Below are 25,769 nucleotides of genomic sequence, written 5' to 3' on the forward strand. Positions count from 1 at the left end.
ACTGAGAACCCACGTCCTGAGCGGCGTGGTGTTCTCTTTTCGGTGGCCTGCCCCAGTCTGAAGCACTTCTTATGAATCAGAGCGTGACACCGGACGAACGTGAACGATTGCAGGCTCAGAACCTTGAGCTCGCGACGCTTGCGGGTGGCCTGGCCCACGAAATCAGGAACCCGCTTTCGACGATGGGGATGAATCTGGAGTTGCTCGCAGAGGAACTCGAAGGTGACGATTCGGCCCGGGCTCGAAGGATGGCCCGACGTATCGGAAACCTGCAGACGGAATGTCGAAATCTGGAAGACATTCTGAACGCATTTCTTCAGTTCGCTCGTGCCGGCGAATTGCAACTTGAATCAACAAACCTGAACGATGCTGTTCTTGAATACATTGGCTTTCTGGAACCTCAGGCGCAAAGCGAGGGTGTCGAGCTTCGACCACACATTCACAGTAACCTGCCACAGGTGCTGATTGATCGGTCATTGATCCGGCAGGTTCTGGTGAATCTTGGCCGCAATGCGATGGAAGCAATGCCGAATGGTGGTTCAATTGACTTCCTGACCTACCCGAAAGATGAAGACGTCGTTCTGGAAGTTATTGATACAGGTAGTGGAATGGATGAGAAGACGCTTGCAAAGATGTTCCAGGCGTTCTTCTCGACTCGAAACGGTGGCAGTGGACTGGGACTTCCGACTGTGCGTCGAATTGTTGAAGCCCATCACGGACGTATCTATTGCGAAAGTGAACCGGGAAAAGGAACACGATTCACAATCGTGTTGCCTCAGTCGCCTGCGGCATAACGCCACTTCAATCAAATCTCAGATTTACGTCGTTAAAGACTGCGTTGAATCGAATAATCAACCCTGATCACAAATGACTGCAAACCGAAATGAAGCATCGGATCTTTCGACGATCCCTGTCCGAGTACTGATCGTTGATGACGACGAAGCCCATGCTCAGGCTGTCGCCGACAGTCTTGCTCGCATCAATTGCGATTGCCGTGTGGCTCCTTCAGGAGAACAGGGCTCGCAACTGATTGCAGCGGAGTCATGGGATGTCATTGTTACCGACCTGCGTATGGGACAGATTGATGGGCTGGAGATCCTTCGACAGGCAAAGGAAGAATTGCCCGATGCAGAAGTGATTGTGCTGACTGGCCATGGCTCCATTACATCTGCCGTCACAGCAATGCAGCACGGTGCCTACACCTATCTGACCAAACCACTGGACATTGGAGAGCTTCGTTCGGCGGTTGAGAAGGCTTCTGCCCGACTCCGCCTGATTCGTCGTAATGCGGAACTTCGTCGATCACTCGATGAGAGATTTGGCTTTGAAGGAGTCATTGGCAACAGCCCACAGATGCATGGAATCGTTGAGATTCTGAAGAATGTCGCTCCGACCGATAGTACCGTGCTGATCGAGGGTGAAAACGGTACGGGAAAAGAACTGGTTGCTCGGGCGCTGCATCAAAACAGCCCACGCAAGAACAAGCCATTCGTCCCCCTGAATATTTCTGCTTTGCCGGACAGTATCCTGGAGAGCGAATTGTTCGGTCATGAGCAAGGCGCGTTCACGGGTGCTGCTGGTCGCCGTATCGGTAAATTCGAATACGCCAATGGCGGCACACTTTTCCTCGATGAAGTCGGCGAAATGCCGATGGACACCCAGGTAAAACTTCTGCGTGTCCTGGAAGAACGCAAGATTACCCGCCTTGGGGCAAATGATGAGCTGAATATCAACGTTCGGCTTGTAGCCGCCACGAATGCTGACCTTAAGAAGATGGTCGCCGAGGGAGCGTTCAGAGAAGACCTCTACTATCGGATAAACGTCGTCAACATCCACTTACCCCCCCTGCGAGAACGCCCCGGGGATATCCCATTACTGATGGAACACTTTCTGCGGGAATTGTCGAGACGAACCGGCCGTGAAGTTCAGGGCTTTTCCAGAGGAGCCAGAAAAGCGATGCTGGCCTATCAGTGGCCAGGCAACATTCGCCAATTACGAAATTGTGTCGAGAGGATGCTGGTTCTGGATTCGGACGGGATCCTGGATATCGATGGTCTTCCCCCGGAAATATCGATGCTTGTCCCTGAGATTTCCGCCGATACCGAAAACGAGTTTGTTTCCGGAGCAGACGGACTCATCGGACGCCCCATGACGGAAGTCGAAAAATACTACATCGAACGCGCGCTTGAGCTGGCGGATGGAAACCGGGAAGAGGCTGCAAGAATGCTTGAAATCGGCGAACGCACCCTTTACCGAAAGATTAAGGAATACGACCTGAAACGGTGAGCCTGCGATGTCCGGATCCGGTCAAAGTTCAAACAGAATTCAAAACGGGAAGGATTTCCACATGAGCTACCGTCAACTGTTTTTGCTTATCCTGACGATCTGGTCTGCAGAAATCGTCACTCGAGTTCTCTTCGATGCATTGATTCCTCGACAGATGGAATACCGGACTTTGTATCTGGAGAAAGATCAGGATGGCATGTTCAAAGGCAGTGCTTTTGCCGATCTTGGTGATCGTGGGTGGCAACTGGTCAGTGCGGTGCCGTCTCCGGACAAGGGCGAACAATTCATCCTTTTCTTTCAGCGTCAATGCCTGCTGAAGCCACGCGATTAAATACCAGGTTCGAACCGCTGGGCGGAAGGTTCAAACGGATTCAACCCAAATTGTTCTCGCAGATGTTCCACAACACGCTCCATCTGCAGGCCGCGTGATCCCTTGACCCAGACGACAGTTTTACATGCGGATCGAGTCAATTCTGACTCCAGTGCTGCACACAAACCCCGGATATCGCTTCCGAAACAGGCAATTTGCGTTCCGCAGCATCCGGCAACGTTCAGACATCCTTTCCGCACACACTCACCGAAATCTCCCAGCAGCAGGCACACATCGATGCCACCACGATAGATTTCCTCTCCAGCAACGGTGTGATAGTGCTCCGCCTGTTCACCAAGTTCCAGCATATCACCCAGGACCAGAATCCGACGACTGCCTTGCCAGTGACCAAGGGCTGAGATGGCTGCTGCGACGCTTGCTGGGGATGCATTGTAACTATCGTCAACAACCGTCAAATTTGAACCGGCCCACATCGCACCACGTCCAGCGTTGGGAATGAAGTGGCAAAGACGCTCTGCCATTTGCCTGATATTGACACCCATCTCGCGTCCAACAGCTATTGCCAGAAGCACGTTGATCAGCAGATGGCTGCCCGTGACGCGAATTGCGAACGGCTGGTGATCCCATTCAAACTGTATCACTCCGTTGTTGAAACGGAGTTTCTTCACCTCACTGATCGATACTCTGATGACGCGGCAGTTGGCCGCAATCGCCATTGAGTTTACAAGTGCATCATCGGCGTTCAGAACAACACACCCCGACTCAGCCACGGCCTCGACCAGCTCACGCTTGCTGCTTTGAATCGCGTCAACACTTCCAAATCCAGTCAAATGGGCTGGGCCAACGCGCGTCACGACGCCAATTTCTGGTTCTGCCAGTGCCGCCAGTTTGCTGATTTCTCCTTTGCTGGAGGCACCGATTTCGACCACAGCGAACTGGTGATCCCGGTTGAGACGCAGCAGGGTCAGCGGAACCCCCAGATGATTGTTGAAGTTTCGATCGCTTTGAATACCGCAGTAGTGCCCCTCTTCCTGAAGCACGGTATGAATCAGCTGTCGTGTTGTTGTTTTTCCAACACTTCCGGTGACGCAAATGATCGCCCCATCAAATTCTGACCGATTCCATGCAGCCAGTTGCCACAACGCTCGCTGCACGTCAGGAACAAGAACCATTGAACTTTGAGTGACTCCTGTGATGTTGGCTGCGTGTTCGGCAATGGCACAATCAGCGCCGTCGGCCATTGCCTGATCAACAAATTCAATGCCATGCCTGCCGGATCCGGGGAATGCAAAGAAGACATCCCCTTCTGCGATTTGTCTTGAATCTATCGATGCATTTCCTGACAGCAGAATCGAATCCGGATTTGTGTTGGACTGCGAATCTGTCCCCAAATGGAAACGGCCACCAACGATCTCAATGACGCGAGCCAGGGTGATGGGAAACACGATTCACCCTCCGACGTTCTGCGAAAGAGGCGAATCAGCAGAATGGCGTCTGAACAGATCACTCACAAAACACTCCTGATGGACAGACCACCACGCTGAAAGCTCATTTTGACATCAGGCATCGTGCAACTTTTCAGGTGACTCAGAAATACAAACGGCTGATGGTTGCTTGCCGTGAAACTTCGACTGAAGGATCTCCAATGCCACTGCAGAATCATCGAATTTCAATAACTTGTGACCCCACTGCTGAAATGGTTCGTGGCCACGGCCAGCGATGATAACGGAGTCTTCAGGTTCTGCCATTTCAATCGCCGCCTCAATCGCCACACGTCGGTCTGTCAAAGATTTGACCATGGTTTCGGAATGCCCAGGATTCCGTTTCTCCGGGGGGAAATCAGCGAAACCATTCAGAACGTCAGCAATAATCTGGTCGGGGTCTTCTGCGCGCGGATTGTCGGACGTGACAATCACAACATCAGCCGAGGCTGATGCTTGCGCCATGGCCGGTCTTTTCCCTCGATCGCGATCTCCGCCTGCCCCGAAGACCAGAATGACTCGCCCTTTCGTAAGTGAGCGAACTGTGAGAATACATTGTGCCAGTCCGTCCGGCGTATGAGCGAAATCAACAAACACCCTGAAAGGCTGCCCGCTTTCAATGCTCTGCAATCGGCCGGGAACGAATTCCAGGTGATTGATCCCACACGCAATGCACTCCGGGGTGACGCCCAGTTCTTCTGCCATGGCTGCCGCAACCAGGCAGTTCATCGCATTGTGTTGACCAAACAACTGCATCTCTGTTTCCAGAGTGCGGCGTAACAAATGCAGTATCAGCACATTTTCCCGCAATACGAAATGAACATCATCCGCAGCGCTCTCTCCAAACGTGATTATTCGCTGACGGTTGTTGAGACGGCCTTTGATGAGACCTGTTGAGCGATCGTTCGCGTTCAGAAGTAATGGCGCGCCGGGTATGAGCATTTCATGGATTCGCACTTTCGATTGCAGGTACAAATCGTAAGTGCCGTGGTAGTCAAAGTGATCGTGTGTTACGTTTGTGATTGCCGCGACACTGAGCGGAATTCCGCAACACCTTGACTGATCAAGAGCGTGGCTGCTGATCTCCATCACGCAGTGGCTGGCTCCGGATTCTCGCATGCGTTGCAGCCATTCGGCTGTGGTTGCTGAGTCAGGAGTTGTCAGTGTCGCAGGTTCACGTCGAACGCTATCGTGGTATTCGACTGTCCCCAGCAATCCTGTGCTGAGTTGCGATGCTTGAAGAATAGAACGCAGAATCCAGGCGGTGGTTGTTTTCCCGTTGGTTCCTGTGATACCTGCAAATAACAGGTGGCGTTCGGGGTTCCCCTTCAGCGCGAGCGTAAGTCTTGACCACGCTTGGCGCGTATCCCGGACGAGGCATTGCGGAATCCGGACGTTCGGGTCAGCGACTTCCAGCAGTAAACCTGAAGCGCCAAGACTGGCAGCTTCGTGGATGAAGCGATGCCCATCGAATTGTCTGCCCCGGATGGCAACGTACAGATCACCAGACTGGATGCTTCGACTGTCTGAAGATGCAGAACGGACAACGATATCCTCACAGTTCAGGAACACCGCGCCCGGCAGCACATCCTTTAAACTGATGGTGAAGTTCAACGACTGAATGGACATCGCATTCAGCCCGAGTCTAAAAGCGAATATTGCCGGGTACGGTCACAATGCCATCATCCGTTACGGTGAGTCCTCGGGCGCGATCCGTTTCGGGATTCATCCCGATCTCAGTCCCGTCCGGTACCTTGACCCCTTTATCGATGATGGTTCGACGAATTCGGCAATGCCTTCCAACCTCGACCCCTTCAAACAGGATGGAGTCTGTCACCGTTGAATAGCTGTTGATTCTCACGCGAGGCGACAGAATACAACGAGCCACCGCCCCACCGGAGATGATGGTTCCGGAGCAAACCAGGCTGTCCATTGCATGCCCGATCCTTGGTGTGTTCGGGTGTAAGTCGTTGAAAACGAACTTCGGCGGTGGCAGTGGAGGTTGATAAGTCCTGATCGGCCATCCGGCGTCGTACAGGTTTAGGTCGGGCTTCACGGAAACCAGATCCATGTTTGCCTCAAAATATGAGGTCAGTGTTCCAACATCTTTCCAGTACTCCGGGTTTCCGTCTTTGTCCTGAAACAGCCACGCATGCACGTGAGCCGATTCGATCATTGACGGAATGATGTTCTTCCCAAAATCTCGATTACTGCCCGGTTGATTGGCGTCGATGCAAAGTTGCTCGAACAGGAAGTCTGTATTGAAAACGTAGATCCCCATGGATGCCAGGCAGGTATCCGGGCGCCCCGGCATGGCATCCGGTTCAGCAGGTTTTTCGCGAAACTTTACGACTCGGTTTTCTTCATCGATTTGCATGACTCCGAATCGAGCCCCGTCTTCCAGCGGGACCGGCAGGCAGGCGATGCTCGCGTCAGCTCCCGCAGCGATGTGATCCTGTACAAATTTGCGGTAATCCATTCGGTAAATGTGATCACCACTCAGCACGACGATGTGTCGCGGACGGACTTTCTCGATTGTGTAGATGTTCTGATAAATGGCGTCGGCGGTGCCGAGGTACCAATTGTCGTCAATTCGTTGCTCCGGCGGACGAATACTGACAAATTCCCCCAGTTCTGCGGGCAGGAAATGCCACCCCAGCTCAATATGTCGTTCAAGGCTGGCAGCCTTGTACTGCGTAACAACCAGGATTTTTCGGATGCTGCTGTTCAGGCAATTCGAAAGAGTAAAGTCGATAATTCGAAAACACCCACCGAACGGAACAGCAGGCTTACTGCGATCACGCGTGAGCGGATCCAGCCTCGAACCTTTGCCACCCGCCAGAACTACTGCCAGCACATCGTGCATTTTACTTCCTTTGCCAACGTCGCCGCATTCCAATTTGCGTTGAATCAGGGCACCGGCACTGTATCAGGTGGTCGCTCGGATCCACAAGAGATGGTCCCGCATCCGACTTTGACAAGTCTCTTGATTCACTCAGGCAAAGGGCGATCATCCAACTTCCTGACCTCTGAAGTAATTCGGTCTCGCCAAAGCCAACGGAGAGAATCCGGAAGAATTGCACCACCATGTTTGCCGCTGTGCTTTCCCGTGCCACCGACAAATTTGAAATCATAGGCTTTAAAGGCCAGGGCGGATTCCATCTGCAGGTTTGCCAGCCACCAGTTACCGTGCTGGTTATTCAAATCATTGGAGCCATCCTGCAGAAAGATCCGAATGGGTTTCCTGTCGGTTTTTCGAATCATCGCTTCGTAATTGTGCCCTCCCCTGATATTCGTGAAACTTCCAACATGGCTCAAGACTTTGCCGAACCATTCGGGATGCTCCCACGCCGCAGTGAACGCACAGATCCCACCGCTTGAGATACCACAGATCGCTCTATCCGCAGGATCGTTTGATAGATTCAGACCGTGCTCCTGAACAACATGGGGCAACAATTCTTCCATCACGAATCGTGCGTACTGGTCGCTCAGCGTGTCGTACTCAAGACTTCGATTGCTTGCTCTCCAGCGATTCTCGGGAAATGTGTCCCCCTTGTGCCCGGGATTGATGAACAGGCAGACGGTCACTGGAACTTCTTTTCTGTGAATCAGATTATCCATGACCACAGGAACGCGAAACTGGCCATTGGGGTCGACATAAGCGTGTCCGTCCTGAAACACCATCAGGCAGGCAGCCGCTGATTCATCATACTGGGCCGGAATATACAGCGAGTATTCACGCGTTGTGCCCTCAAAGATATGGCTGCTCCACGTGGACTCGTGAATGACGCCATGAGGGACATCGCCTACCTGAGAATCCGGCCCAGGAACGTAGATGGCATCCGGGTCTTCGTCCCCGGAACAGGATGTTGAAAAATCCGGCACGGTCGACATCGCAGTGACCAGGCAAACCCATAGGATGAAGCCAGTGCGAATCGAATTCATGTTCGTCTTCCGTTTCAAATTTGGACAGGGGGGACCTCGAAGAAAAACGCAACCTTGCTGGCGCCCGGATGAACGTTTGACGTGCCGGGTTGACGGGCGTCTACCTGGTGACTGAGTGATCTTCGAATGGTTTTCGGTTGGCAGAAGGATTTTGATTGCCACGATTGAGTTTTGCGAGCCACTGTGGTGATAATGCTGTGCCTGCGATTCTCCTGAGCTGTGGTCCGAAAACTGTGTCTCAGGACTTACCGATCCTTCGTTTCGGAGTTGTTGTATGAAGCTGTTCCAATTGTTGGTGTGTGCCGCCGTACTGTCTGCCTGCGTTTCAGGTGCAAACGCGGACGAAAAAGGACAAAAGGGCAAGAAGAAGCAGGCCGCTCCATCTGCGACCGCGCGTTTTGTCGCCGGAATGGATCTGACGGCGGAGCAGAAAACAAAGATCAGCGCTATCGATAAAGAGTTTGCGGAAAAAGTTCAGGCCCTCAACAAGAAGCGATCAGAGATCGTCTCCCGGGACCAGATGAAAGCGCAACGTGAAGCAACCCAGGCCGCGAAGGATGCCGGCAAATCGGCTGGTGAACTTCGAAAGGCAGGTCAGGATGCAATGAACCTGACTCCGGAACAGAAGGAAAAGCTGACAGCATTGCAACGTGAGCAGACAGAGCTGAATGGGAAGATTGTTGAGGCTCTGAAGAAGGTTCTGACTCCGGAACAACAGGAAAAACTGCCTCAGCAACGCAAGGGCAAGGACGGCGGCAATAAGAAAAACAAGGGTAAGAAGAAGAAGGCTGAATAGTCTGGCTCTTCCAGTCGAATCCATATTTGATGGGGTTTTTCGTTGAGAACCGCTGGTTGCACTGGCGGTTCTTTTTCATTTGACCCATCATGAAATTCAGACGCAGCAAATGCTGCCATTCGAGTAGATCAGAAATGTTTGACATCATCGGAGACGTTCACGGCCATGCCGACGAGCTGATTGTGCTCCTGGAGACGATGGGCTACAGAGAAATCAACGGGATCTATCGACATCCAGACAGGCGAGCCATCTTTTGTGGCGACTTCATTGATCGAGGACCTCGTATTCGCGACGTACTTTCGATTGCTCGCGGTATGGTCCAGGACGAAAGCGCGATGGCGGTCATGGGCAACCATGAATTCAACGCTATCGCTTTTCACACGCCCAGATCCAGCGCGGCCAATGAGTTTTTCCGATCGCACAGTGACAGAAATACAAACCAGCACAAGGCAACACTGGATCAGCTGTCTCAGAAGGAACTTGAATCGGCGATTGACTGGTTCAGGACGCTTCCTGTGGCGCTGGATATGGGGAGCCTGAGGGTGGTTCATGCCTGTTGGGATCCCGGCGACATTTCAACCATCAACTCGCACATTCAGAACCATGGCGCTTTTACTGAACGCCTGCTGGAACTGGCCGTGGATGAAGAAGCAGATCTGTTTAACAGTGTTGAACGCGTACTGAAGGGCCCGGAACTCAGACTTCCCGACGGACTGACGGTAACGGACAAAGAAGGGTGCCATCGAAGGCAGATTCGAATCCGCTGGTTTGATCCAACTGATGGGCACACTGTGGGGACATATTCACTTCCTTCGATCGATCGATCGCCCCTCCAGGACATACCCATACCACCGTCATTCAATCGACGATCCGTGCCAATCCCCTATCCAAAGGACGCTCCCCCCGTTTTTTTCGGGCACTACTGGATGCCTGACAGGGTGCCTCAACCGTTGAGACGCAATGTCGCCTGCCTGGATTACAGTATTGCAAAGGACGGCTTTCTTTGCGCTTATCGATTCGATGGTGAGCAGGAACTGTCGCCGGATAAATTTGTTTCCATCAAATGCACTGCTGCAGAGTCGTGAGTCTTTTCCGGACTCGATGCGAGTCGCTCAGCGGATGTGCGTTCTCTGGGTCTGAATTTGTCAATACGGTCGGCCTGAAAAACGCCTGTTGGCATCGGATATCCGAAATTCAGAACGCGGGGTTCCAGGGATTTCGGATGCTTCAATGAGAATGCGGCGGGGAATCATTGAGGAGGACGGTTCTGTCCTGTAAGAACCCCTTTTCACAGTCGGCCACAATTGGAACTGGCCTCGATAAGACGCTGCCTCACATGAGCCGTCACCCGACAGACTGTGCATCCGAACGGACAGAAGAGATCGCGGCAAAAATATGACTCGGCACATTTTCGTCACTGGCGGTGTTGTTAGTTCGCTGGGCAAGGGCCTCACATCGGCGTCTATCGCGATGCTGCTCGAACGTCGCGGGCTTAGAGTCCGGATGCAGAAACTGGACCCGTACATCAACGTAGACCCGGGCACAATGAGCCCATTTCAGCACGGCGAAGTCTACGTTCTTGATGACGGATCAGAGACGGATCTCGACCTTGGGCATTATGAACGATTCACAACAAGCCTGCTGGATCGGCATTCCAATTACACGACGGGGCAGATTTACCAGACGGTCATCGACAAAGAACGGCGCGGAGAATACCTGGGACGCACAGTGCAGGTGGTTCCTCATATCACCGACGAGATCAAATCCTGTATCCGACGGCTCGCCACGCCTGACGTCGATGTTGTCATTACGGAGCTCGGTGGAACAGTCGGGGATATTGAAGGGCTTCCTTTTCTTGAAGCCATTCGTCAAATACCACTCGACATCGGCAAGCAGAACTGCCTTTTCATTCATTTGACGCTCGTACCGTATTTGAAGGCAGCGAGAGAAGCAAAAACCAAGCCGACTCAACACAGCGTTCAGCAACTGCGAGAAATTGGGATCCAGCCGGATATCCTGATCGTCAGAACGGAACGGCCGATTGGTCGTGAACACACCGACAAGATCGCGTTGTTCTGTAACGTTGAGAAGCGGGCGGTGATCGAAGAGGTCGACAAAGAATATTCCATCTACGAAGTTCCGATTGGACTCGTGGAACACGGAATCGATGAGCTGATCATCGAGAAACTTGGTATGCAGGCCGGTCCATTGCAGATGGACGACTATCGCGAACTTATCCATCGCATTCGAAATCCGCGGAATGAAGTCACTATTGCCGTTGTCGGCAAATACATCGAGCACCGCGACGCATACAAATCTATTTACGAATCACTTGACCATGCTGGATTCGCCAACTCCGCTCAGGTCATTGTTAAGCGAATTGAGGCGGAAGATCTTGAACGTCAGGGACCGGAGCTCTTGTTGAAAGGTGTCGACGGACTCCTGGTGCCTGGTGGATTTGGGATGCGCGGGATCGAAGGCAAGATTCAGGCAATTCAGTTCGCTCGCGAAAACAATATCCCGTTCTTCGGTATCTGTCTTGGCATGCAGTGCGCAGTGATTGAGTATGCCCGCAACGTACTGGGACTTGAAGATGCCAACAGCAGTGAGTTTTCTGCCGAAACCCAGAATCCGGTCATTTGTCTTCTGGAGGCTCAGAAGGATGTGAATTACAAAGGTGGAACAATGCGTCTGGGTGCGATGCCTTGCGCGTTGAAGGCCGGAAGTCGGGCTGAGGCTGCCTACGGAGCCCAGGAAGTGTCTGAACGCCACCGACACCGATACGAGTTTAACCCCAATTATCGAGCGGCATTCGTTGAGGCAGGACTGATTCCTGTGGGTACGAGCCCCGACGGTACCCTGGTCGAGATCGTCGAACTGCAGTCACATCCGTGGTTTATTGCCGTCCAGTATCATCCTGAATTTAAGTCCCAGCCTCATAACGCGCATCCGCTGTTCAGAAGCTTCATCGAAGCTTCTCTGGAGCGACATCACCTGCGAACAAATTCGGCAACCTGAGGACTTCATGGATCGTTCAGTAAACCGAAATGCGGCGTTGTTCGGCGTCATAAATATTAATAAGCCGGAAGGCATCACTTCGCGTGATGTCGTCAATCGGGTTCAGAAGCTGGTCCGTCCCGAAAAGTGTGGTCATGCAGGGACGCTGGATCCGATGGCGACCGGTGTCCTGCTGGTCTGTGTAGGTCCGGCGACGCGACTGATCTCATACCTGCAGGATACGACAAAGGTCTATGAAGCCGATTTTCTCCTTGGCCAAACCAGCAATACAGACGACATAACGGGCGAAGTGGCCAGCGTCGAACTGAAGGCCAGTCCCCCAGCGAGAAAATCCGTGCAGGCTGCACTGGATCAAATGACGGGAAGTATTGCGCAGGTGCCGCCATCATTCTCTGCAGTCCACGTCAATGGCCGAAGAGCTTATGACCTGGCTCGCAGAGGAGAAGCCGTTGAATTGGTCGCCAGGGAAGTACAGATCGATTCCATTGAGATCATTCGCTATGAATGGCCCCAGCTGACGGTCAAAGTGTCCTGCGGCTCCGGGACGTACATCCGTTCGATTGCAAGAGATCTAGGTGAGGCGCTGGGGTGCGGCGGATTAATGAGTCGACTTGTCCGGACACGCGTCGGACGATTTTCGATCACCGAAGCACTGGATGCGGACACAATTTCCACCGAAACACTTCAGGATCATCTTGAGCCGGCATCAACAATTACCAATGCCCTGTCACAGTACCGATGTACGGATGCCGATCGCACTATGTTGCTCTGTGGCAAGGCCGTCCCGGTCGATCGCGATCGCCTGGTGCTCATCGATCGCAGTCGGATTGCTGGTCCATCTACCGAAGATGGACCTCCTGATCACGAGCAGGTTGCCTTGTGGGGGGAAGAGGATGGACAGCTTTGGGCAGTTGGAGAAATCTCACGCTCAATGAAAACGATCCATCCAAGACTTGTCTTCGTTCGCCCCTGATGATGCCCCATCCGGACGTTGTCAGTAACAAGGTTTCGAACGGGCCGACGCGATGGCCTTTCGTTCTGTCGCCGATTCTCCGTCTGGACTGAGAATTCCGGCGTGTCTCGGTACAAACATGCGTCCAATCCGTCTGATGGCAACCGGGATCCCCCGTTGTGAAGGCTGACGATTGATCCCACGGAAATGTTTTTCGTGATTTTGCACGATTCAGCAGAGTTTTCAGAAGCAACCCGTGGCAATGTTTACAGTGACTGAAGGATCGGTGAGACTCCGCAACGGCGACAGATCTTCTTAGTCATCAGGCCGTTTGGCTCAGCTTGGAAGGATTCGGCGCTCTTCGGTTGCTCTTGAAAACGGCGTGACGCTGGTCGTGCCTGTTCCTGAGCGAAACTTTATCGATCTACCTGATTTACGACTTCCCCGATACACATGGACGTATTCCTGGAAGACCTGCCGAGCAAGACGGGTGTTTCTGTCTTGTCTCGTTTGTCGGTGGCCCGACCGCTTCAAGCGCGTTCGTTTGAGGAACTTGCGACCGAAGCTGTCTCACTCGAACGCCACGGCATCAGATTTGTGGCTGTGCGGCGCCAGCAGGCCCATCTGATCGGAGAACTTGCGATTCGAGAAGTCCTGGACGATCACGGGATTTCCGTGAGCTGTCTCGGATTTGCGGGAGGCTTCACCGGTGCGATCTGGCCAAGTTTCGACGATGCTGTTGCGGATGTACAACGCGCAGTCGAAACAGCGTCATTGCTGAATGCTGCCTCTATCATCGTGCTGCCAGGTAACAGAGGTCTTCACACATATAACCATGCCGAACGGATCGTGCGGGACGGTCTTTTGCGAAGTGCAGTGCTGGTCGCTGACAGTGGAATTCGCCTTTTTGTTCCAACGGACACGCTGCTGACTGATTCCCGGGATTGCTTTCGGACATCCCGTTGTCTTGTCGAATGGATTGGGCAACTGCGATTTCGATCGATTCGCCCGATGATTGTGGTCCGCGGTTCGAAGGGGGCATGGCGGCTTCCCGACGGTTGGCGCGAATGTCTGGCCAATGGTGGCTGTTTGAGAATCTGTCACCGGTGCGAAAGCTACGAACAAAATGCGAGGCTATTGAACGGAATCATCCGTTTCCTTCAACGTACAAATCCTGCCTCGGACTAATCGCCTGTCACCGTCGAACAAGGCGGCGAATTTCGGGCGTACGGCAACTCGCGGGGGCTCCGGCTGGTTTCGAGTGGTACCAATGCAGAAGAAGTTGTGTGGCAGGATAAGCGGTCAAACTGCCAACGACGGCGAATATGGCGGTTCCAACAAGCAACGGTGATCCAATCTCCACACACATTCTCTGGAACTTCACGCAACAACCATCGGATGAGAATAAGAGTTGCTCGATTTGCGTGATTGATGTGTGACCACCGACAAGGGCTGCTCCCGTGCGATATTGTGCATAGTAAAGCGGGAGAATCGTGAACGGGTTCGATACGTAGACCGCCATCAATGCAGCTGGTCGATTAAATCGAAAGAGTCGTCTGGTCATCCAGGCGAACAGCAGTACGATCGCCATTTGCCCCCCAACGGTGGGCGTCATGCCGATAAAGATGCCAACGGAAACACCGAGTGCCACAGCGCGGGGGCAATCATCCTGTTTCAGGATATCGCGCAGGCTGAACCGCAAGCTCAATTGAAGTCGTTTTTTCAATGATGCCAGCATGCAAACCCTCAGCTTGGTCCTGTCAGCGATCGCTGTGCTTCACAAGCCTGGCTTATGTGGGCGAGAGTGGCGTACAAAAAAACAGAATACGGCGACTTCTGCGAAGCATTAATGGGGAGATCGAGCTTTTATCGCGGCGACGATGAGCCCAAAACAGAAAGCGTCGAACGCATTTATGGATGGACGCCGGAATTTCGGGTCGTCAGTGCCAAAGGGCGGCAGTTCAGGCCGGTGGACTTTCACTGTGATGACACGGAAAAGTCGGCAGAATCGTCTTTACTGGTGTTTTCGGAAATGGAATCGCGAGGCAGTCCCCGATTCTTAAGGCTTACGTAGAATTGCAGCGGCGGCGTCTGTTGTCCGGGAGCGAAGTCTTCTTCCCAAGCGCCTTCAGTCTTCTGCTCTGCTTCCATCGCCACACATCCGAACGATGCGCGGGTCGAAGCGGGCGATGGATTCCACAAGATCAGACTGATCTGCCATGACCTGCTCGATGTTCTTGTACACCATCGGAACTTCGTCGGCCCCTGCCGACAGAATCTCAATTCCTCTTGCAGCGAGCGACTTCTGGACAGCTCGAAAGTTGTACTTGTTTGTCGCCTGCCTTCGAGACATTCGGCGTCCCGCTCCATGAGCTGCGGATTGCAGACTTTCAGAATTCCCTTTTCCGCGAACGACGAAGGCTGGATCGGCCATTGAACCTGGGATGACGCCCAGGACGCCATCTCCTGCTGGCGTTGCCCCTTTTCGGTGAACGACCACTGTTTCGCCCTGGTGCTCTTCGATCCATGCAAAGTTGTGGTGGTTTTCAACGGCTGACATCGTTCTCGCACCCAGCAGCGAGGTGACGGTTCGATGGATAACGTCGTGGCAGGCTGACGCGTATTTTCCCATGAGGTTCATGGCGGACCAGTATTCCTGGCCAGCGTCTGAATCCATCTCCAGCCATGCGAGGCGGTCGACATGTTGCCAGCGTTTGTCCAGTTTGCGACGCGCAATGTTAGAATAAGTCGAGCAGACAGAGGCGCCACTGCCACGACTTCCGCTGTGACTCATTAACGCGGTGTATCGACCGGGTGCGAGCTGCAGATCCTCCGTGTATTCCGTAACGCTTAGCACGCCGAATTCGACGAAGTGGTTTCCGGAACCGGATGTCCCCAGTTGTCTCCTTGCGCGATCCTTGTTTTCGCGAGTGACGCGGGTCACTGTCCAGTCTTCATCCATGACGGGATGACTGGTTGGTTTGGGTCGACTGACACCCATGCCAAAATGTGTCCCGTTCAAGAGTGCATTTCGGAAATGCTCGGGGCGTTTCTCCATGGTCTCCACGGGGATGTCGAGCACGCTGAGTTTCATTCGGCATGCGATGTCAACGCCAACGGCATAAGGGATGACCGCATTTCGAACGGCCAGAACGCCGCCAATTGGCAGTCCGTATCCAACATGGGCATCCGGCATTAAAGCGGCCGCAACAACCCCTGGCAGATGACACGCATTGTCCATCTGGTGGTGTGCAGCCTGATCAATCTGGCTGCCCCAAACCTTGTATTCGGGAACGTCGCCGGTGGGCAGCGGACCGTCGTAAGGACCTTCAATCTGGCGAAGTTCTTTCGCGAGCGCGTCAAGAATGGGGTCACCAAGGAACAATTCCGGTGAGACAGCGATCTGACGCAGTTTTTGCTTAATATCCCTCCGACGAACAGTGCCGGATTGAATCAACTGCTGGATGGCAATGATGGCAGCATTCGACGCTGCACGCGGGATTCCGAATTTTTCCAGTTGTCGAGCATTCATGACGAGCCTCGACACCAGCGATCCCGTGAATGTTCGCTGGATTTTGCGGCTGTAAAATTCAAAAGTTAATCAACATCTCCGGTGGTCCATTTCCCATCAATATTGCGCCAGACACCGCCAGGATTCTTATCCTGCAGGATGGCTGGTAATCGTGATGGGCGGACAGCGTCGTAGCACTGCAGCATGCCGAAACGTGAAACCGCGGCGGGAATGCCGACGGATGTGAAGCCCGGATGGCCGGTCGCCGGAAATGGTCCGCCATGATTCATGGCCGGGCTAACCGCGACGCCTGTCGGCATTTTGTCATTCAGCAGACGGCCCACTTTTGTCCGAAGTGCGGGAGCAATCATCGCGTATTCGGTGTCATCACTGCCTGCATTGTCCGTATAGATACAACCCGTCAGATTGCCCTCCAGAGCTTCAGCGATGTCGGCCATTTGTTTCGCGGTGCTGGCGAAGACGAACAGGGAACCATTCCCGAATGCTTCGGTCTGAAAAATCGCCGGGTCATTCAGAAACTGTTCGCCGGAAACGCGAAGCAATGTATTCTGAAAACAGACTCCTTTTCCGCCTCCCGGTTGTCCTCCCGTGACAACTGTGGCTCCGGCGTTAACAATTGTTTGAACTCCGGACGAAAAGCTGGAACGGACGCCTTCGGCCAGCATGGTGCCAACCGGGGCCGTCGTGAATCGTTCAGCCACTGCTTTCAGGAATGATTCCCCTGCTTCGCCCGTGGGCAAAACGACGACACCGGGATTTGTGCAGAACTGGCCGGTTCCCATGAGGCAGCTTCCGGCGAATTCATCGGCAATAGCGTCAGAACGTTCTGCAAGAGCGCCGGACAGAATGAAAACCGGATTGATGCTGGAAAGCTCGAGATAGATTGGCTTGCCAGCGGCATCGGCGGCGGCTTTGAGTTTCAGGCCTGTCTGACGCGCGCCGGTGTAGCCGGCGGCGGCGATGCGATGATCGGACACCAGTTTGTAACCATCTTCATGACTTGTCCGGTAAATCAGCTGGACAAGCGCTTTGGGCATCCCTGTTTCCTCAATCGCTGCCAGGGCGGCTTCCGCGAAAAGTCGGGTGGTTTCGGGGTGACACGAGTGTCCCTTGGCGATGACTGGATTACCGGCCGCGATGGCTGCCGCGAAATCACCGCCGGCAATTCCATTGAACGCAAATGGAAAGTTATTGGGGCCAAAAACAACCACAGGCCCAATGGGACCGAAGACGGACCGAATTCCCGAGGTGGTGTCGATGACAGGGTGACACCATGATTGCTCCCGCGCTGCTTTGGCGGCCTGTCGCAGCTGGTTAATGGTGCGAGGCAGCTCGCCATCTTTCAAACGCGGGCTGACGGGTAAAGCTGTTTCGGCATGTGCTGCTTCGACCAGGGCGTCGGATCGTGATTCAATTTGACGGGCGTAACTTTCGAGAAACTCTGCGAATCGTACTCCTGACCAGCCGCGTGTTTCGCGTGAAACCGCGGCTGCGGCCTCCAGCGCTTCGCTGATTTCGGACCAGGGACTGACCGGGAAAACCTGTGGCATCGGCTGTTCTGTTGCCGGATTGACTGCCTGGAAGGTCTTTGTACCGGAACTGGTTTTCCACTGGCCGTTGATCAGTACGGGTTGTGTCATGACTGTTTTGCTTTCGATGGTCTGTTGAGTGATTCGTTGAAGTCGGGAAGCCGCCGGGTATCAGCCTTCTGCGACATTGACATAGACTTTGAGTGCGTCGCGGTCTTCGACCAGCAGACGCATCATTTCCTTGTAATTGTCCAAACCATCCACAGGCGTGGTGAGGATCTTCTCGATGACGCCCGGCCATGTGACTTCACCGAGTGCCAGGTCGGCGATGCCGGATTCAAAGTGTCGGAAGTTGGCATTCACGGATCCGAGCAGCAACTTGTTTCCCAGTACCCAGTTCAGATTCAGGTTGTCGCTGGGCACTTCGACTTTCCGTTGTCCACCCGTGATGCTGGTCCAGACCACGCAGCCATTGTGTCCCAGGTGTTCCATGGCTTCAAAAGCAATCGCACTGCTGCCGGTGGCTTCAACGATCAGGTCGGGTTTTCCGTTCCGGGAAGCCAGTTCCTTCATTGATGTTTCTGATGTGCTGACGTAGGTGGAACCGAAGCCTTCTGCGATCTCCGCTTTCAGATTAGGTTTTTTTCCTCGAGCAAGCGTGAAGACCTGAATACCGCGCAGTCGCAGGATGAGAGTTGAAAGCAGACCAATCTGCCCCGCTCCCGTCACCCATGCCGTTCTGGGTTCCCAGACTTGAAGCCGTTTCTGAGCGAGAAAGGCCTGTTCAACCGCCTTTGCAGCGCAGCTCATGGGTTCGGCCAGAACGTGAAGATGTTTCAGGCCGACGGGCATACGTACAACGAATTCTTCGTCATCCACGAAGTATTCGGTCAGGTAACCGTGCCGCAGATTGATGCCGCGTTCGTAGTACTGTTCTTCGCTGGTGATATCGGATCGCCCAATCTTGTCGTAGATAGAGCCACCAGGCCGACGTACCGTGCACGTGACGTAGTCGCCGACATTCACTCGCGTGACTGCCGGACCGACTTCTTCCACAATGCCAAAGCATTCATGCCCAATCACCAGAAAGTCATAGCCATCCGGTGCATTCCCATACAGCGCATCGTTAATTTCCCGATCGGTTGCGTCGACGCCGACCTTCAGCACTCGAACCAGGACGCCTCGACCATCGGGGATATCCGTGACAGCGGGCTTCGCAAGATCTGCCAGATGCACGCTATTGGGGGTACCCGGTCGGACAGCGATGGCTTTCATCTCAATCAACTTTCAAGCAGAACACGAACAAATACTGGATTGATATCCGGACCAGGCAGAGCGAATCCGGAGTTTTAAGAAACTGGAAGTGTGCGGCGATGAGTCTGGAGTGTGCAACTACGCACGAGGTGAAGGTGGGCAGAATCGGAGATGACCGACAACTGCTCGTGTGCGAAATGGCAGGCGGATTCTATGAGGCTGACTAGTGGCGTCAATCGACCCCCCGTCGCAGCGACTCGGATGAGAATTCCTGCCATTCGATCAGTGATTGGGCTATCGACGTCCGGGCTTGAGCAGGTATGGCACAATTCATGCTGCCTGGCAGATGGATCAAAGATGTGAGAAACAGGATGAGTCTTATGAATCGTGAATCAAGAACGTCGTCTGTTCTGATGCGGGCATTGGCGGGGCTGGTTGGGATGATCGGTTTGCTCGCGATGATCGCGTGGCTGGCCGGAGCATTCACGGACAAGATTCCGCCCGGTCGGGTTGCAACTGAAGCTGCGCGGCTGAACGGGGAAGACACCGATACCGTTCATGAAGTCGTCAGGGACGATATCGAAGAGTCCGTTGGGACCCTGAAGGCTGCTGGCCGGACAGAGATTTCAGCTCGCATTCTGGCCCGCATTGAAAAGGTGCTTGTGACTGCCGGGGCAATCGTGAATGCGGATGACATTGTGATCGAGCTGGACCGCGAGGAACTGGAGTCGCGACTGAAGCAGGCCGAGCAGGCTGCAATGTCGGCTGATGCGGCATTGTCGCAGGCCAGAATAGATCTTGATCGAGAACGGCAACTGCGAGAAAGAAATGCGGGAGTCCAGTCGGCGCTGGATGCCGCGCAGAGTCGTTACGACATCGCGACGGCTCAGGCTGCGGGAGCAAAGGAAGCCATCGAATCGGCCCGAATCGTATTGTCGTACGCGACCATCCGAGCACCACGGGCAGGACGCGTTGTTGATCGGCTGGCGGAACCCGGAGACACCGCTCAGCCCGGACGACCGTTGCTGGTGGTTTACGATGCCGAATCTTTGCGGCTTGAGGCTCCGGTAATGGAATCACTGGCCATTCGGCTGAAGCCAGGTCAGGAACTGGTGGCTCGTATCGACGCTCTGGATCGCGAAGTGACGGCGACGATTGACGAAATCGTGCCGCAGGCCGATGCGCCCAGTCGCACGTTCCTTGTGAAAGCAATCATTCCTCGTACAGAGGACTTGTATGAGGGCATGTTCGGCCGACTCCTGATCCCCGCGGGTGAGCGTCAGCATCTCTGTTTGAACGAAGCGGCCGTTCAGGAAGTCGGCCAGCTTCAGTTTGTCAACGTTGTTCGTGACGATCAGACTCTTGAGCGACGACTGATTCGAACCGGTCAGGTCGGAATTCCCGGCCGTGTCGAAGTGCTGAGCGGCTTGTCCGCAGGAGAACGTGTTGTTCTTCGGAATGCACGAGTGGACTCTGAATAGTGCTCGTGCATCTCTTCGGCGGTGCGTGTTCCGGTTTCCGGTTTGAGTCAACAGTAAAGGCAAGACGTCGTGACGGATCAGCCCTCCCCGATTTCAGATTCTATGCCCGGTCATGATCTCGCCGCTGTCGCGACGGCTGAACAGGCCACTACCAGTGACAGCTCGTCAGTGATGACACGGCTCGTCGAGGTTTTTTTGCGGGGAGACGTTGCGATTCTGCTGACGATCGTCTCTCTGATTCTTGGAGCCGTGTCCCTTTGGCTGACTCCACGGGAAGAAGAGCCTCAAATCGTAGTTCCTATGGCGGATGTGCTGATCTCTGCGCCAGGGATGTCTGCGGAAGAAGTCGAACAGCAAGTCACAAGTCGCGTCGAGAAAATGCTCTACCAGATCGATGGCGTCGAGTATGTTTATTCGATGTCGCGTCCGGGGCAGTCGGTCGTTACGGTGCGATTCTACGTTGGCGAAGATCGCGAGGATTCGCTGATCAAGCTCTACAACAAGTTGCAGTCGAACGTCGACCAGATTACGCCTGGTGTATCCGGGTGGGTGGTGAAACCAATCGAAGTCGACGATGTTCCGATCCTTGTTGCGACCTTGTGGACAGATCGCACGGATCAGTATGGTGATTTCGAACTGCGGCGACTGGCCGAGCAATTCCAGAACGAATTACAGGCCATTAATCAGACCAATCGCGTCTGGGTTGTTGGCGGTCGGCCAAGACAAATTCGCGTTGAAGTAAATCCGTCTGCGATGGCTGCCCGGCAGGTTTCCATCCTGCAGATTGCGAAGGCCCTGCAGGTCTCCAATGTGAATCAGCAGGTCGGTTCATTCGATCAGCTGGAGCAATCGTTTGTGGTCGATGCAGGTCGATTCGTTCAGGACACTCAGGAGCTTGGCCGACTGGTCGTCGGACTTTCGAGTGATCGTCCTGTGCATCTTCATGATGTTGCCGTCATCAGAGACGGTCCTGCGGAATCAACCACATACAGCTGGCTGGGGTTCGGGCCTGCACATGAGAATGAAGTTTCACGCCAGCCACACGACGTCTTTCCTGCAGTACAGATTGCTGTTGCCAAGCAGAAAGGCAGCAATGCGGTTTGGGTAGCCGATGCGGTCAAAGATCGTCTGGAAGAATTGTCCAGGCAATGGTTACCGGACGGAGTTCATTATCAAATTACACGAGACTACGGCGAAACGGCAGACGATAAGGTGAACGAACTGGTCGAGGGACTTGCGGTTGCGGTTCTGACAGTGATCGTGTTCATCGGAGTATTTCTGGGTTGGCGTGCAGCTCTGGTTGTCGCGTTGGCGATTCCTGTTTGTTACAGCCTGACACTGTTCATTAACCTGATGGCTGGCTACACAATCAACCGAGTTACCATGTTTGCGTTGATTCTGTCGCTGGGGCTGCTTGTCGATGACCCCATTACCGATGTCGAAAACATCGCTCGCTACTTCGCACTGCGCGTGCTTCCGCCACGTCAATCGGTGCTCAGGGCAGTTCAGGAAGTGCGTCCGGCTTTGTTACTGTCGACGCTGGCGATCATTGCCAGTTTTCTTCCCATGGCGTTCATTACGGGCATGATGGGACCGTACATGGCGCCGATGGCATTGAATGTCCCATTGACCGTTTCCATGTCAACGGTTGTCGCATTCGTCCTGACGCCCTGGCTGGCCATGGTCGCACTTCGAAGAATGATGGACGATGCAAATCCGGACGATGAATTTGATATCACGGCTCGGCCGCTGTATCGGATTTTTCGCTGGTTACTGACACCCATGCTGGAGAAACGATGGATCAGCTGGGCGGTTCTTGCCGGCACGGCCGTCTTGTTTGCTGCTGCCTGTTTGCTGCCGGCTTTGCGGATGGTTCCCCTGAAGATGTTGCCGTATGACAACAAGAATGAGTTTCAGATTATTGTCGACATGCCGGAAGGCACCACGCTGGAAAGAACGGAAAGTGTCGCAAGGGAAGTCGCTTTGCATGTAGCCGCTGAAGCTGAAGTTACCAACTACTGTGTTACGGTGGGAACTTCATCGCCGATGGATTTCAATGGCATGGTTCGTCATTACTTTCTTCGGTCCGGTTCAAATGTCGCGGACATCCGATTCAATCTCGTTTCGAAGGACCTGCGAGTTCAACAGTCTCATGAACTCATTCTTCGCATTCGGAATGATATGAAGGAACTGTCCAGCCGATTCCACGCAAATCTGAAGCTCGTTGAGGTTCCGCCCGGGCCCCCGGTGCTTGCTACGATTACGGCGGAGGTTTACGGGCGAGATGATATGGCCTACGCAGAACTGATTGCCGCGTCCAGGCTGGTTGCAGGTCGTCTGGAGCGGGAGCCGTTCATCGAAGATGTCGACATCAGTGCCGAAGACGATCAGCAGAAATGGGTATTTGAGGTCGACAAACCCAAAGCAGCGATGAGCGGCGTGTCGACGCAGACAGTCGTGTCGACGCTGGGGGCTGCGCTGAACGGCCTGAATGCCACCATCCTGCATCAGTCTCGTGAAATCGATCCTCTGAATGTTCAACTACGACTTCCTCGCCAGCAGAGATCTGCACTGGATGATCTGCGAGAGCTTTATGTTCCGGGAGATGGAGGAGCTTTGGTGCAGCTGGGGGCAATCGGATCGTTTCACCAGGTGATTGAAGACAAGACCATCTATCACAAGAATCTGAAACGGGTCGTTTTTGTTTACGGCGAAGTCGCAGGACGTGCTCCAGCGGATGCCATCATTGATATGCAAACCGATCAAAGGAACTCCGGGGTGAATTTGCCTCCGGAAGCTGATCGCAAAGCCCGTGATGTCGAAAGTCGGACATGGCTGGCAAGGGGAGGCGGAGATGAGTGGCAGGTTCCCGAGGGGATTGAGGTTGAATGGGCAGGCGAAGGCGAATGGCAGATCACGCTGGATGTCTTCCGTGACCTCGGCCTGGCGTTTGCCGCGGCCCTGATTGGCATTTTCATGGTTTTGATGTTTCAGACCGGTAGCCGCGTTTTGCCACCCGTGATGATGTTGTCAATCCCGCTCACTCTGATCGGAATTATGCCGGGATTCTGGTTCCTGAATGCTGTCGTCAACAAACCTGTCGATGGCTATCCGAACCCTGTCTTTTTTACCGCCACAGCGATGATTGGGATGATCGCGCTGGCGGGAATCGTGGTGCGTAATTCTGTCGTCCTGATTGATTTCATTCATTTGGGAATGCAGGAAGGGCATCCGCTGAAAGAAGCAATCATCCGCAGTGTCGCGATCCGAACTCGGCCCATCCTTCTGACCGCTGGAACAACCCTTCTGGGAAACTGGGTGATCACACTGGATCCGATATTTTCCGGCCTTGCCTGGTCGGTGATTTTTGGAATCGTGACTTCAACTCTGTTTACGCTGTTCGTCATTCCTGTCGTGTATTGGTTGATTTACGGACCCCGAAAACAGGTCCGCGACTGATGAAATGCAGCGATCAATGTGGATCTCGTCCGATATTTGGCGCTGGTATGCGTGCATCGAGTGACTTCACTGAAGAATGCGTTCCAATGGTTTCGATCAGGCAGCGGCGTGTCTTGATGGATGTTCTTTTCTCTCACCGTGCGTGAAACTGACCACCGCAGTCCAGAGCCGTCGCGTATCCCGGGACGTCTCGCGAAGCCGGCGCGTAAGAGCTAACCTAACTGTCCGTTGAAAAACCGGGACAGGCCCGCAGGACGACGGAAAACCATCGTGTTTTAAAGTCTCCTGCTCGAGCCAGTCCCGTTTTTCAACAGGCTGCCAAGTTAACGCAAATAGACTTATGAATGATCTTGCGAGCTCCTGTTGTTAGTTTACGCTTTGGGTATACCATTGGCAGTATACGGACTGCAGGTCGCCCCCTGAGAGAGCAGCCGACAGATTTGGATAAATTCAAACCGATGCCGATTTCAGGCGACGGATGGGAATTCTGACATGCAAAGGAAACCTTCTGTTACCATCCCGGACATCGGGGGCCAGCGGCATTCCGTCAGATTGCAGGGAGTAAGTCACCTGGTGTTGCGGACCTTGCTCTTGTTGTTTGTGGTTCTGTCACCGATCGCTGCCTCAGCAGAGTCGCTTCCAGCCAGCCAGTCCATTGATGAACCGTCTGCTGGTTTCACGCAGAAAAATCTGGATAACACTGCGACGGGAAGGAACACCGTGTTACCACCGCTGCGGATCCCGGTTTCCCCGCAGGGCGACGGTGATAGTCAGCCGCCGATGCCAGTGACTCTGTCAGATGAAGCCCATGATTTTCTCCGTGGAATGATCCTCCTTCTCCTGCCTGAGGAGTTCAGTGACGACGACGGATGGGGAAATCAGCGGCGAATCCAGTCAGGCCTGAATGTCGATATTAGTCGTGGCAAGCTTCATACGAGTCGTCGCTGGAAGAATGTGAATCACGGCGTTTGGGCCCGCGTTTCAGCGAGACTGGTCAACCCCGAAAACACATTTCAGCTTCGCGTAACCCAATTGCCCAATGGCACTGATGAAGTCGCGGCACCTTCGGTTGGAACGGGGGAGTTCACGAAGCCCGAATCGACGCGCTACAGTGTCGAATGCGATGTCCTTGTCAAAGCAATCGGGCAACGTCAACAATGGAATTGGGGTTTGTCTCTCTGGAGCGTCTCTGCCGACGTCGATGTGGGGGCAAAACTTCTGGCTCTGGTGAATGTGGGACGCACTGTTCGGACAATAGACGGAAAGGTTCAACTCCGAATTACGCCGGTGATCGACACGGCAGAAATTCATATCACGCACTTCCGGGTGAATCGAATTAGCCACGTTAAAGGTAATGTGGCTCGCGAGATCGGCGAGATGTTTCAGCCACTCGTGATGCACGCCGTCAGGAAAGCAAACAGTGGACTGGCCGGTAAAATCAATCGAAAGATTGAAAAGCTGGGCGACCGATTGAATATACCGCTCTGGAATTCCGTATTTCCATCGCCCACCGAAAGCTCGTCACAGGATTTGACCGGTCAGGAAAACGACGGGTTGCGGTCAGAATGATCCCTCTGCTGTCCACTTAAACAGTGGCTCATCACTTCTTTTCCCCTGCAGATAACGCTCAACCTCCCCAGATTCCTGAGTTTGCGCCAATTCTCGGGATAATCTTCGACTTATCGGTGATCTAACAGAACGTGCT

General features: G+C 53.8%; 20 protein-coding genes. 12 read left to right on the top strand and 8 right to left on the bottom strand.

Annotation, left to right across the window (positions count from 1 at the left end; genetic code table 11):
• The first annotated feature begins 71 nt into the window (after positions 1-71).
• The 3 genes from R3C20_02505 (at position 72) to R3C20_02515 (ending at position 2,617) form a co-directional block, all read left to right on the top strand.
• Positions 72-794 (top strand): ATP-binding protein, encoded by a 723-nt coding sequence (locus tag R3C20_02505; GenBank protein MEZ6039348.1) that lies wholly within the window; start codon positions 72-74, stop codon positions 792-794.
• 73 nt (positions 795-867) lie between these two features.
• Positions 868-2,286 (top strand): sigma-54 dependent transcriptional regulator, encoded by a 1,419-nt coding sequence (locus tag R3C20_02510; protein MEZ6039349.1) that lies wholly within the window; start codon positions 868-870, stop codon positions 2,284-2,286.
• 61 nt (positions 2,287-2,347) lie between these two features.
• Positions 2,348-2,617, top strand: a complete 270-nt coding sequence (locus tag R3C20_02515) for a hypothetical protein (protein ID MEZ6039350.1) — start codon at positions 2,348-2,350, stop codon at positions 2,615-2,617.
• Here the strand turns inward: R3C20_02515 and murF are convergent.
• The 4 genes from murF to R3C20_02535 form a co-directional block, all read right to left on the bottom strand.
• Entirely contained in the window at positions 2,614-4,062 is a 1,449-nt protein-coding gene (murF, locus tag R3C20_02520) for a UDP-N-acetylmuramoyl-tripeptide--D-alanyl-D-alanine ligase (protein ID MEZ6039351.1), read from the bottom strand. The genes R3C20_02515 and murF overlap by 4 nt on opposite strands.
• Positions 4,063-4,176: 114 nt before the next feature.
• The gene (locus R3C20_02525; GenBank protein MEZ6039352.1) at positions 4,177-5,727 is read right to left on the bottom strand and encodes a UDP-N-acetylmuramoyl-L-alanyl-D-glutamate--2,6-diaminopimelate ligase; all 1,551 of its coding nucleotides are present in this window, start codon (positions 5,725-5,727) and stop codon (positions 4,177-4,179) included.
• A 16-nt stretch (positions 5,728-5,743) separates the two neighbouring features.
• Positions 5,744-6,964: a glucose-1-phosphate adenylyltransferase gene (glgC, locus tag R3C20_02530; GenBank protein ID MEZ6039353.1), complete on the bottom strand. Its 1,221-nt coding sequence runs from the start codon at positions 6,962-6,964 to the stop codon at positions 5,744-5,746.
• 125 nt (positions 6,965-7,089) lie between these two features.
• The gene (locus tag R3C20_02535; protein ID MEZ6039354.1) at positions 7,090-8,043 is read right to left on the bottom strand and encodes an alpha/beta hydrolase-fold protein; all 954 of its coding nucleotides are present in this window, start codon (positions 8,041-8,043) and stop codon (positions 7,090-7,092) included.
• A 274-nt stretch (positions 8,044-8,317) separates the two neighbouring features.
• Between R3C20_02535 and R3C20_02540 the strand changes: the two genes are divergently transcribed.
• From R3C20_02540 to R3C20_02560, 5 genes are all read left to right on the top strand, one after another.
• Positions 8,318-8,839 (top strand): hypothetical protein, encoded by a 522-nt coding sequence (locus tag R3C20_02540; GenBank protein ID MEZ6039355.1) that lies wholly within the window; start codon positions 8,318-8,320, stop codon positions 8,837-8,839.
• 134 nt (positions 8,840-8,973) lie between these two features.
• Positions 8,974-9,924: a metallophosphoesterase gene (locus R3C20_02545; GenBank protein ID MEZ6039356.1), complete on the top strand. Its 951-nt coding sequence runs from the start codon at positions 8,974-8,976 to the stop codon at positions 9,922-9,924.
• A gap of 310 nt (positions 9,925-10,234) precedes the next feature.
• On the top strand, positions 10,235-11,857 hold the full coding sequence (locus R3C20_02550) for a CTP synthase (protein MEZ6039357.1): 1,623 nt from the start codon (positions 10,235-10,237) through the stop codon (positions 11,855-11,857).
• A gap of 7 nt (positions 11,858-11,864) precedes the next feature.
• Positions 11,865-12,830 carry a tRNA pseudouridine(55) synthase TruB gene (gene truB / locus R3C20_02555; GenBank protein MEZ6039358.1) on the top strand — a complete coding sequence of 322 codons (966 nt, stop codon included), beginning with the start codon at positions 11,865-11,867 and terminating at the stop codon, positions 12,828-12,830.
• A gap of 432 nt (positions 12,831-13,262) precedes the next feature.
• On the top strand, positions 13,263-13,997 hold the full coding sequence (locus R3C20_02560) for a hypothetical protein (protein MEZ6039359.1): 735 nt from the start codon (positions 13,263-13,265) through the stop codon (positions 13,995-13,997).
• Between the two features lie 7 nt (positions 13,998-14,004).
• Here the strand turns inward: R3C20_02560 and R3C20_02565 are convergent, their stop codons facing one another.
• Complete coding sequence (locus R3C20_02565) at positions 14,005-14,547, bottom strand: DUF2062 domain-containing protein (GenBank protein MEZ6039360.1); 543 nt, start codon at positions 14,545-14,547, stop codon at positions 14,005-14,007.
• 66 nt (positions 14,548-14,613) lie between these two features.
• On the opposite strand from R3C20_02565, the gene R3C20_02570 reads away from it, so the two are divergent.
• Positions 14,614-14,883, top strand: coding sequence for a hypothetical protein (locus R3C20_02570; protein ID MEZ6039361.1), 270 nt, complete (start codon positions 14,614-14,616; stop codon positions 14,881-14,883).
• Positions 14,884-14,937: 54 nt separating this feature from the next.
• On the opposite strand, the gene R3C20_02575 is transcribed toward R3C20_02570, so the two are convergent.
• The 3 genes from R3C20_02575 to R3C20_02585 form a co-directional block, all read right to left on the bottom strand.
• Positions 14,938-16,341 (bottom strand): RtcB family protein, encoded by a 1,404-nt coding sequence (locus tag R3C20_02575; protein ID MEZ6039362.1) that lies wholly within the window; start codon positions 16,339-16,341, stop codon positions 14,938-14,940.
• 65 nt (positions 16,342-16,406) lie between these two features.
• Positions 16,407-17,981 carry an aldehyde dehydrogenase (NADP(+)) gene (locus R3C20_02580; GenBank protein MEZ6039363.1) on the bottom strand — a complete coding sequence of 525 codons (1,575 nt, stop codon included), beginning with the start codon at positions 17,979-17,981 and terminating at the stop codon, positions 16,407-16,409.
• A gap of 60 nt (positions 17,982-18,041) precedes the next feature.
• Positions 18,042-19,145, bottom strand: a complete 1,104-nt coding sequence (locus tag R3C20_02585) for a glucose 1-dehydrogenase (GenBank protein MEZ6039364.1) — start codon at positions 19,143-19,145, stop codon at positions 18,042-18,044.
• Between the two features lie 359 nt (positions 19,146-19,504).
• Between R3C20_02585 and R3C20_02590 the strand changes: the two genes are divergently transcribed.
• From R3C20_02590 to R3C20_02600, 3 genes are all read left to right on the top strand, one after another.
• Positions 19,505-20,605, top strand: coding sequence for an efflux RND transporter periplasmic adaptor subunit (locus R3C20_02590; protein MEZ6039365.1), 1,101 nt, complete (start codon positions 19,505-19,507; stop codon positions 20,603-20,605).
• 69 nt (positions 20,606-20,674) lie between these two features.
• On the top strand, positions 20,675-24,064 hold the full coding sequence (locus tag R3C20_02595; protein MEZ6039366.1) for an efflux RND transporter permease subunit: 3,390 nt from the start codon (positions 20,675-20,677) through the stop codon (positions 24,062-24,064).
• Positions 24,065-24,556: 492 nt separating this feature from the next.
• Positions 24,557-25,633: a hypothetical protein gene (locus R3C20_02600; GenBank protein MEZ6039367.1), complete on the top strand. Its 1,077-nt coding sequence runs from the start codon at positions 24,557-24,559 to the stop codon at positions 25,631-25,633.
• The last annotated feature ends 136 nt before the right edge of the window (positions 25,634-25,769 follow it).

This window comes from Planctomycetaceae bacterium (assembly GCA_041398825.1).
Classification (GTDB): domain Bacteria; phylum Planctomycetota; class Planctomycetia; order Planctomycetales; family Planctomycetaceae; genus F1-80-MAGs062.

Excerpts from the sequence above, each read along its gene's own strand:
- R3C20_02585 (MEZ6039364.1), bottom strand. The coding sequence starts at position 19,145 with ATGAAAGCCATCGCTGTCCGACCGGGTACCCCCAATAGCGTGCATCTG.
- R3C20_02535 (MEZ6039354.1), bottom strand. The coding sequence starts at position 8,043 with ATGAATTCGATTCGCACTGGCTTCATCCTATGGGTTTGCCTGGTCACT.
- R3C20_02505 (MEZ6039348.1), top strand. The coding sequence starts at position 72 with ATGAATCAGAGCGTGACACCGGACGAACGTGAACGATTGCAGGCTCAG.
- R3C20_02590 (MEZ6039365.1), top strand. The coding sequence starts at position 19,505 with ATGAATCGTGAATCAAGAACGTCGTCTGTTCTGATGCGGGCATTGGCG.
- R3C20_02510 (MEZ6039349.1), top strand. The coding sequence starts at position 868 with ATGACTGCAAACCGAAATGAAGCATCGGATCTTTCGACGATCCCTGTC.
- R3C20_02600 (MEZ6039367.1), top strand. The coding sequence starts at position 24,557 with ATGCAAAGGAAACCTTCTGTTACCATCCCGGACATCGGGGGCCAGCGG.
- R3C20_02565 (MEZ6039360.1), bottom strand. The coding sequence starts at position 14,547 with ATGCTGGCATCATTGAAAAAACGACTTCAATTGAGCTTGCGGTTCAGC.
- truB (MEZ6039358.1), top strand. The coding sequence starts at position 11,865 with ATGGATCGTTCAGTAAACCGAAATGCGGCGTTGTTCGGCGTCATAAAT.
- R3C20_02525 (MEZ6039352.1), bottom strand. The coding sequence starts at position 5,727 with ATGTCCATTCAGTCGTTGAACTTCACCATCAGTTTAAAGGATGTGCTG.
- R3C20_02580 (MEZ6039363.1), bottom strand. The coding sequence starts at position 17,981 with ATGACACAACCCGTACTGATCAACGGCCAGTGGAAAACCAGTTCCGGT.
- R3C20_02560 (MEZ6039359.1), top strand. The coding sequence starts at position 13,263 with ATGGACGTATTCCTGGAAGACCTGCCGAGCAAGACGGGTGTTTCTGTC.
- glgC (MEZ6039353.1), bottom strand. The coding sequence starts at position 6,964 with ATGCACGATGTGCTGGCAGTAGTTCTGGCGGGTGGCAAAGGTTCGAGG.
- R3C20_02540 (MEZ6039355.1), top strand. The coding sequence starts at position 8,318 with ATGAAGCTGTTCCAATTGTTGGTGTGTGCCGCCGTACTGTCTGCCTGC.
- R3C20_02550 (MEZ6039357.1), top strand. The coding sequence starts at position 10,235 with ATGACTCGGCACATTTTCGTCACTGGCGGTGTTGTTAGTTCGCTGGGC.
- R3C20_02545 (MEZ6039356.1), top strand. The coding sequence starts at position 8,974 with ATGTTTGACATCATCGGAGACGTTCACGGCCATGCCGACGAGCTGATT.
- R3C20_02515 (MEZ6039350.1), top strand. The coding sequence starts at position 2,348 with ATGAGCTACCGTCAACTGTTTTTGCTTATCCTGACGATCTGGTCTGCA.
- R3C20_02575 (MEZ6039362.1), bottom strand. The coding sequence starts at position 16,341 with ATGAATGCTCGACAACTGGAAAAATTCGGAATCCCGCGTGCAGCGTCG.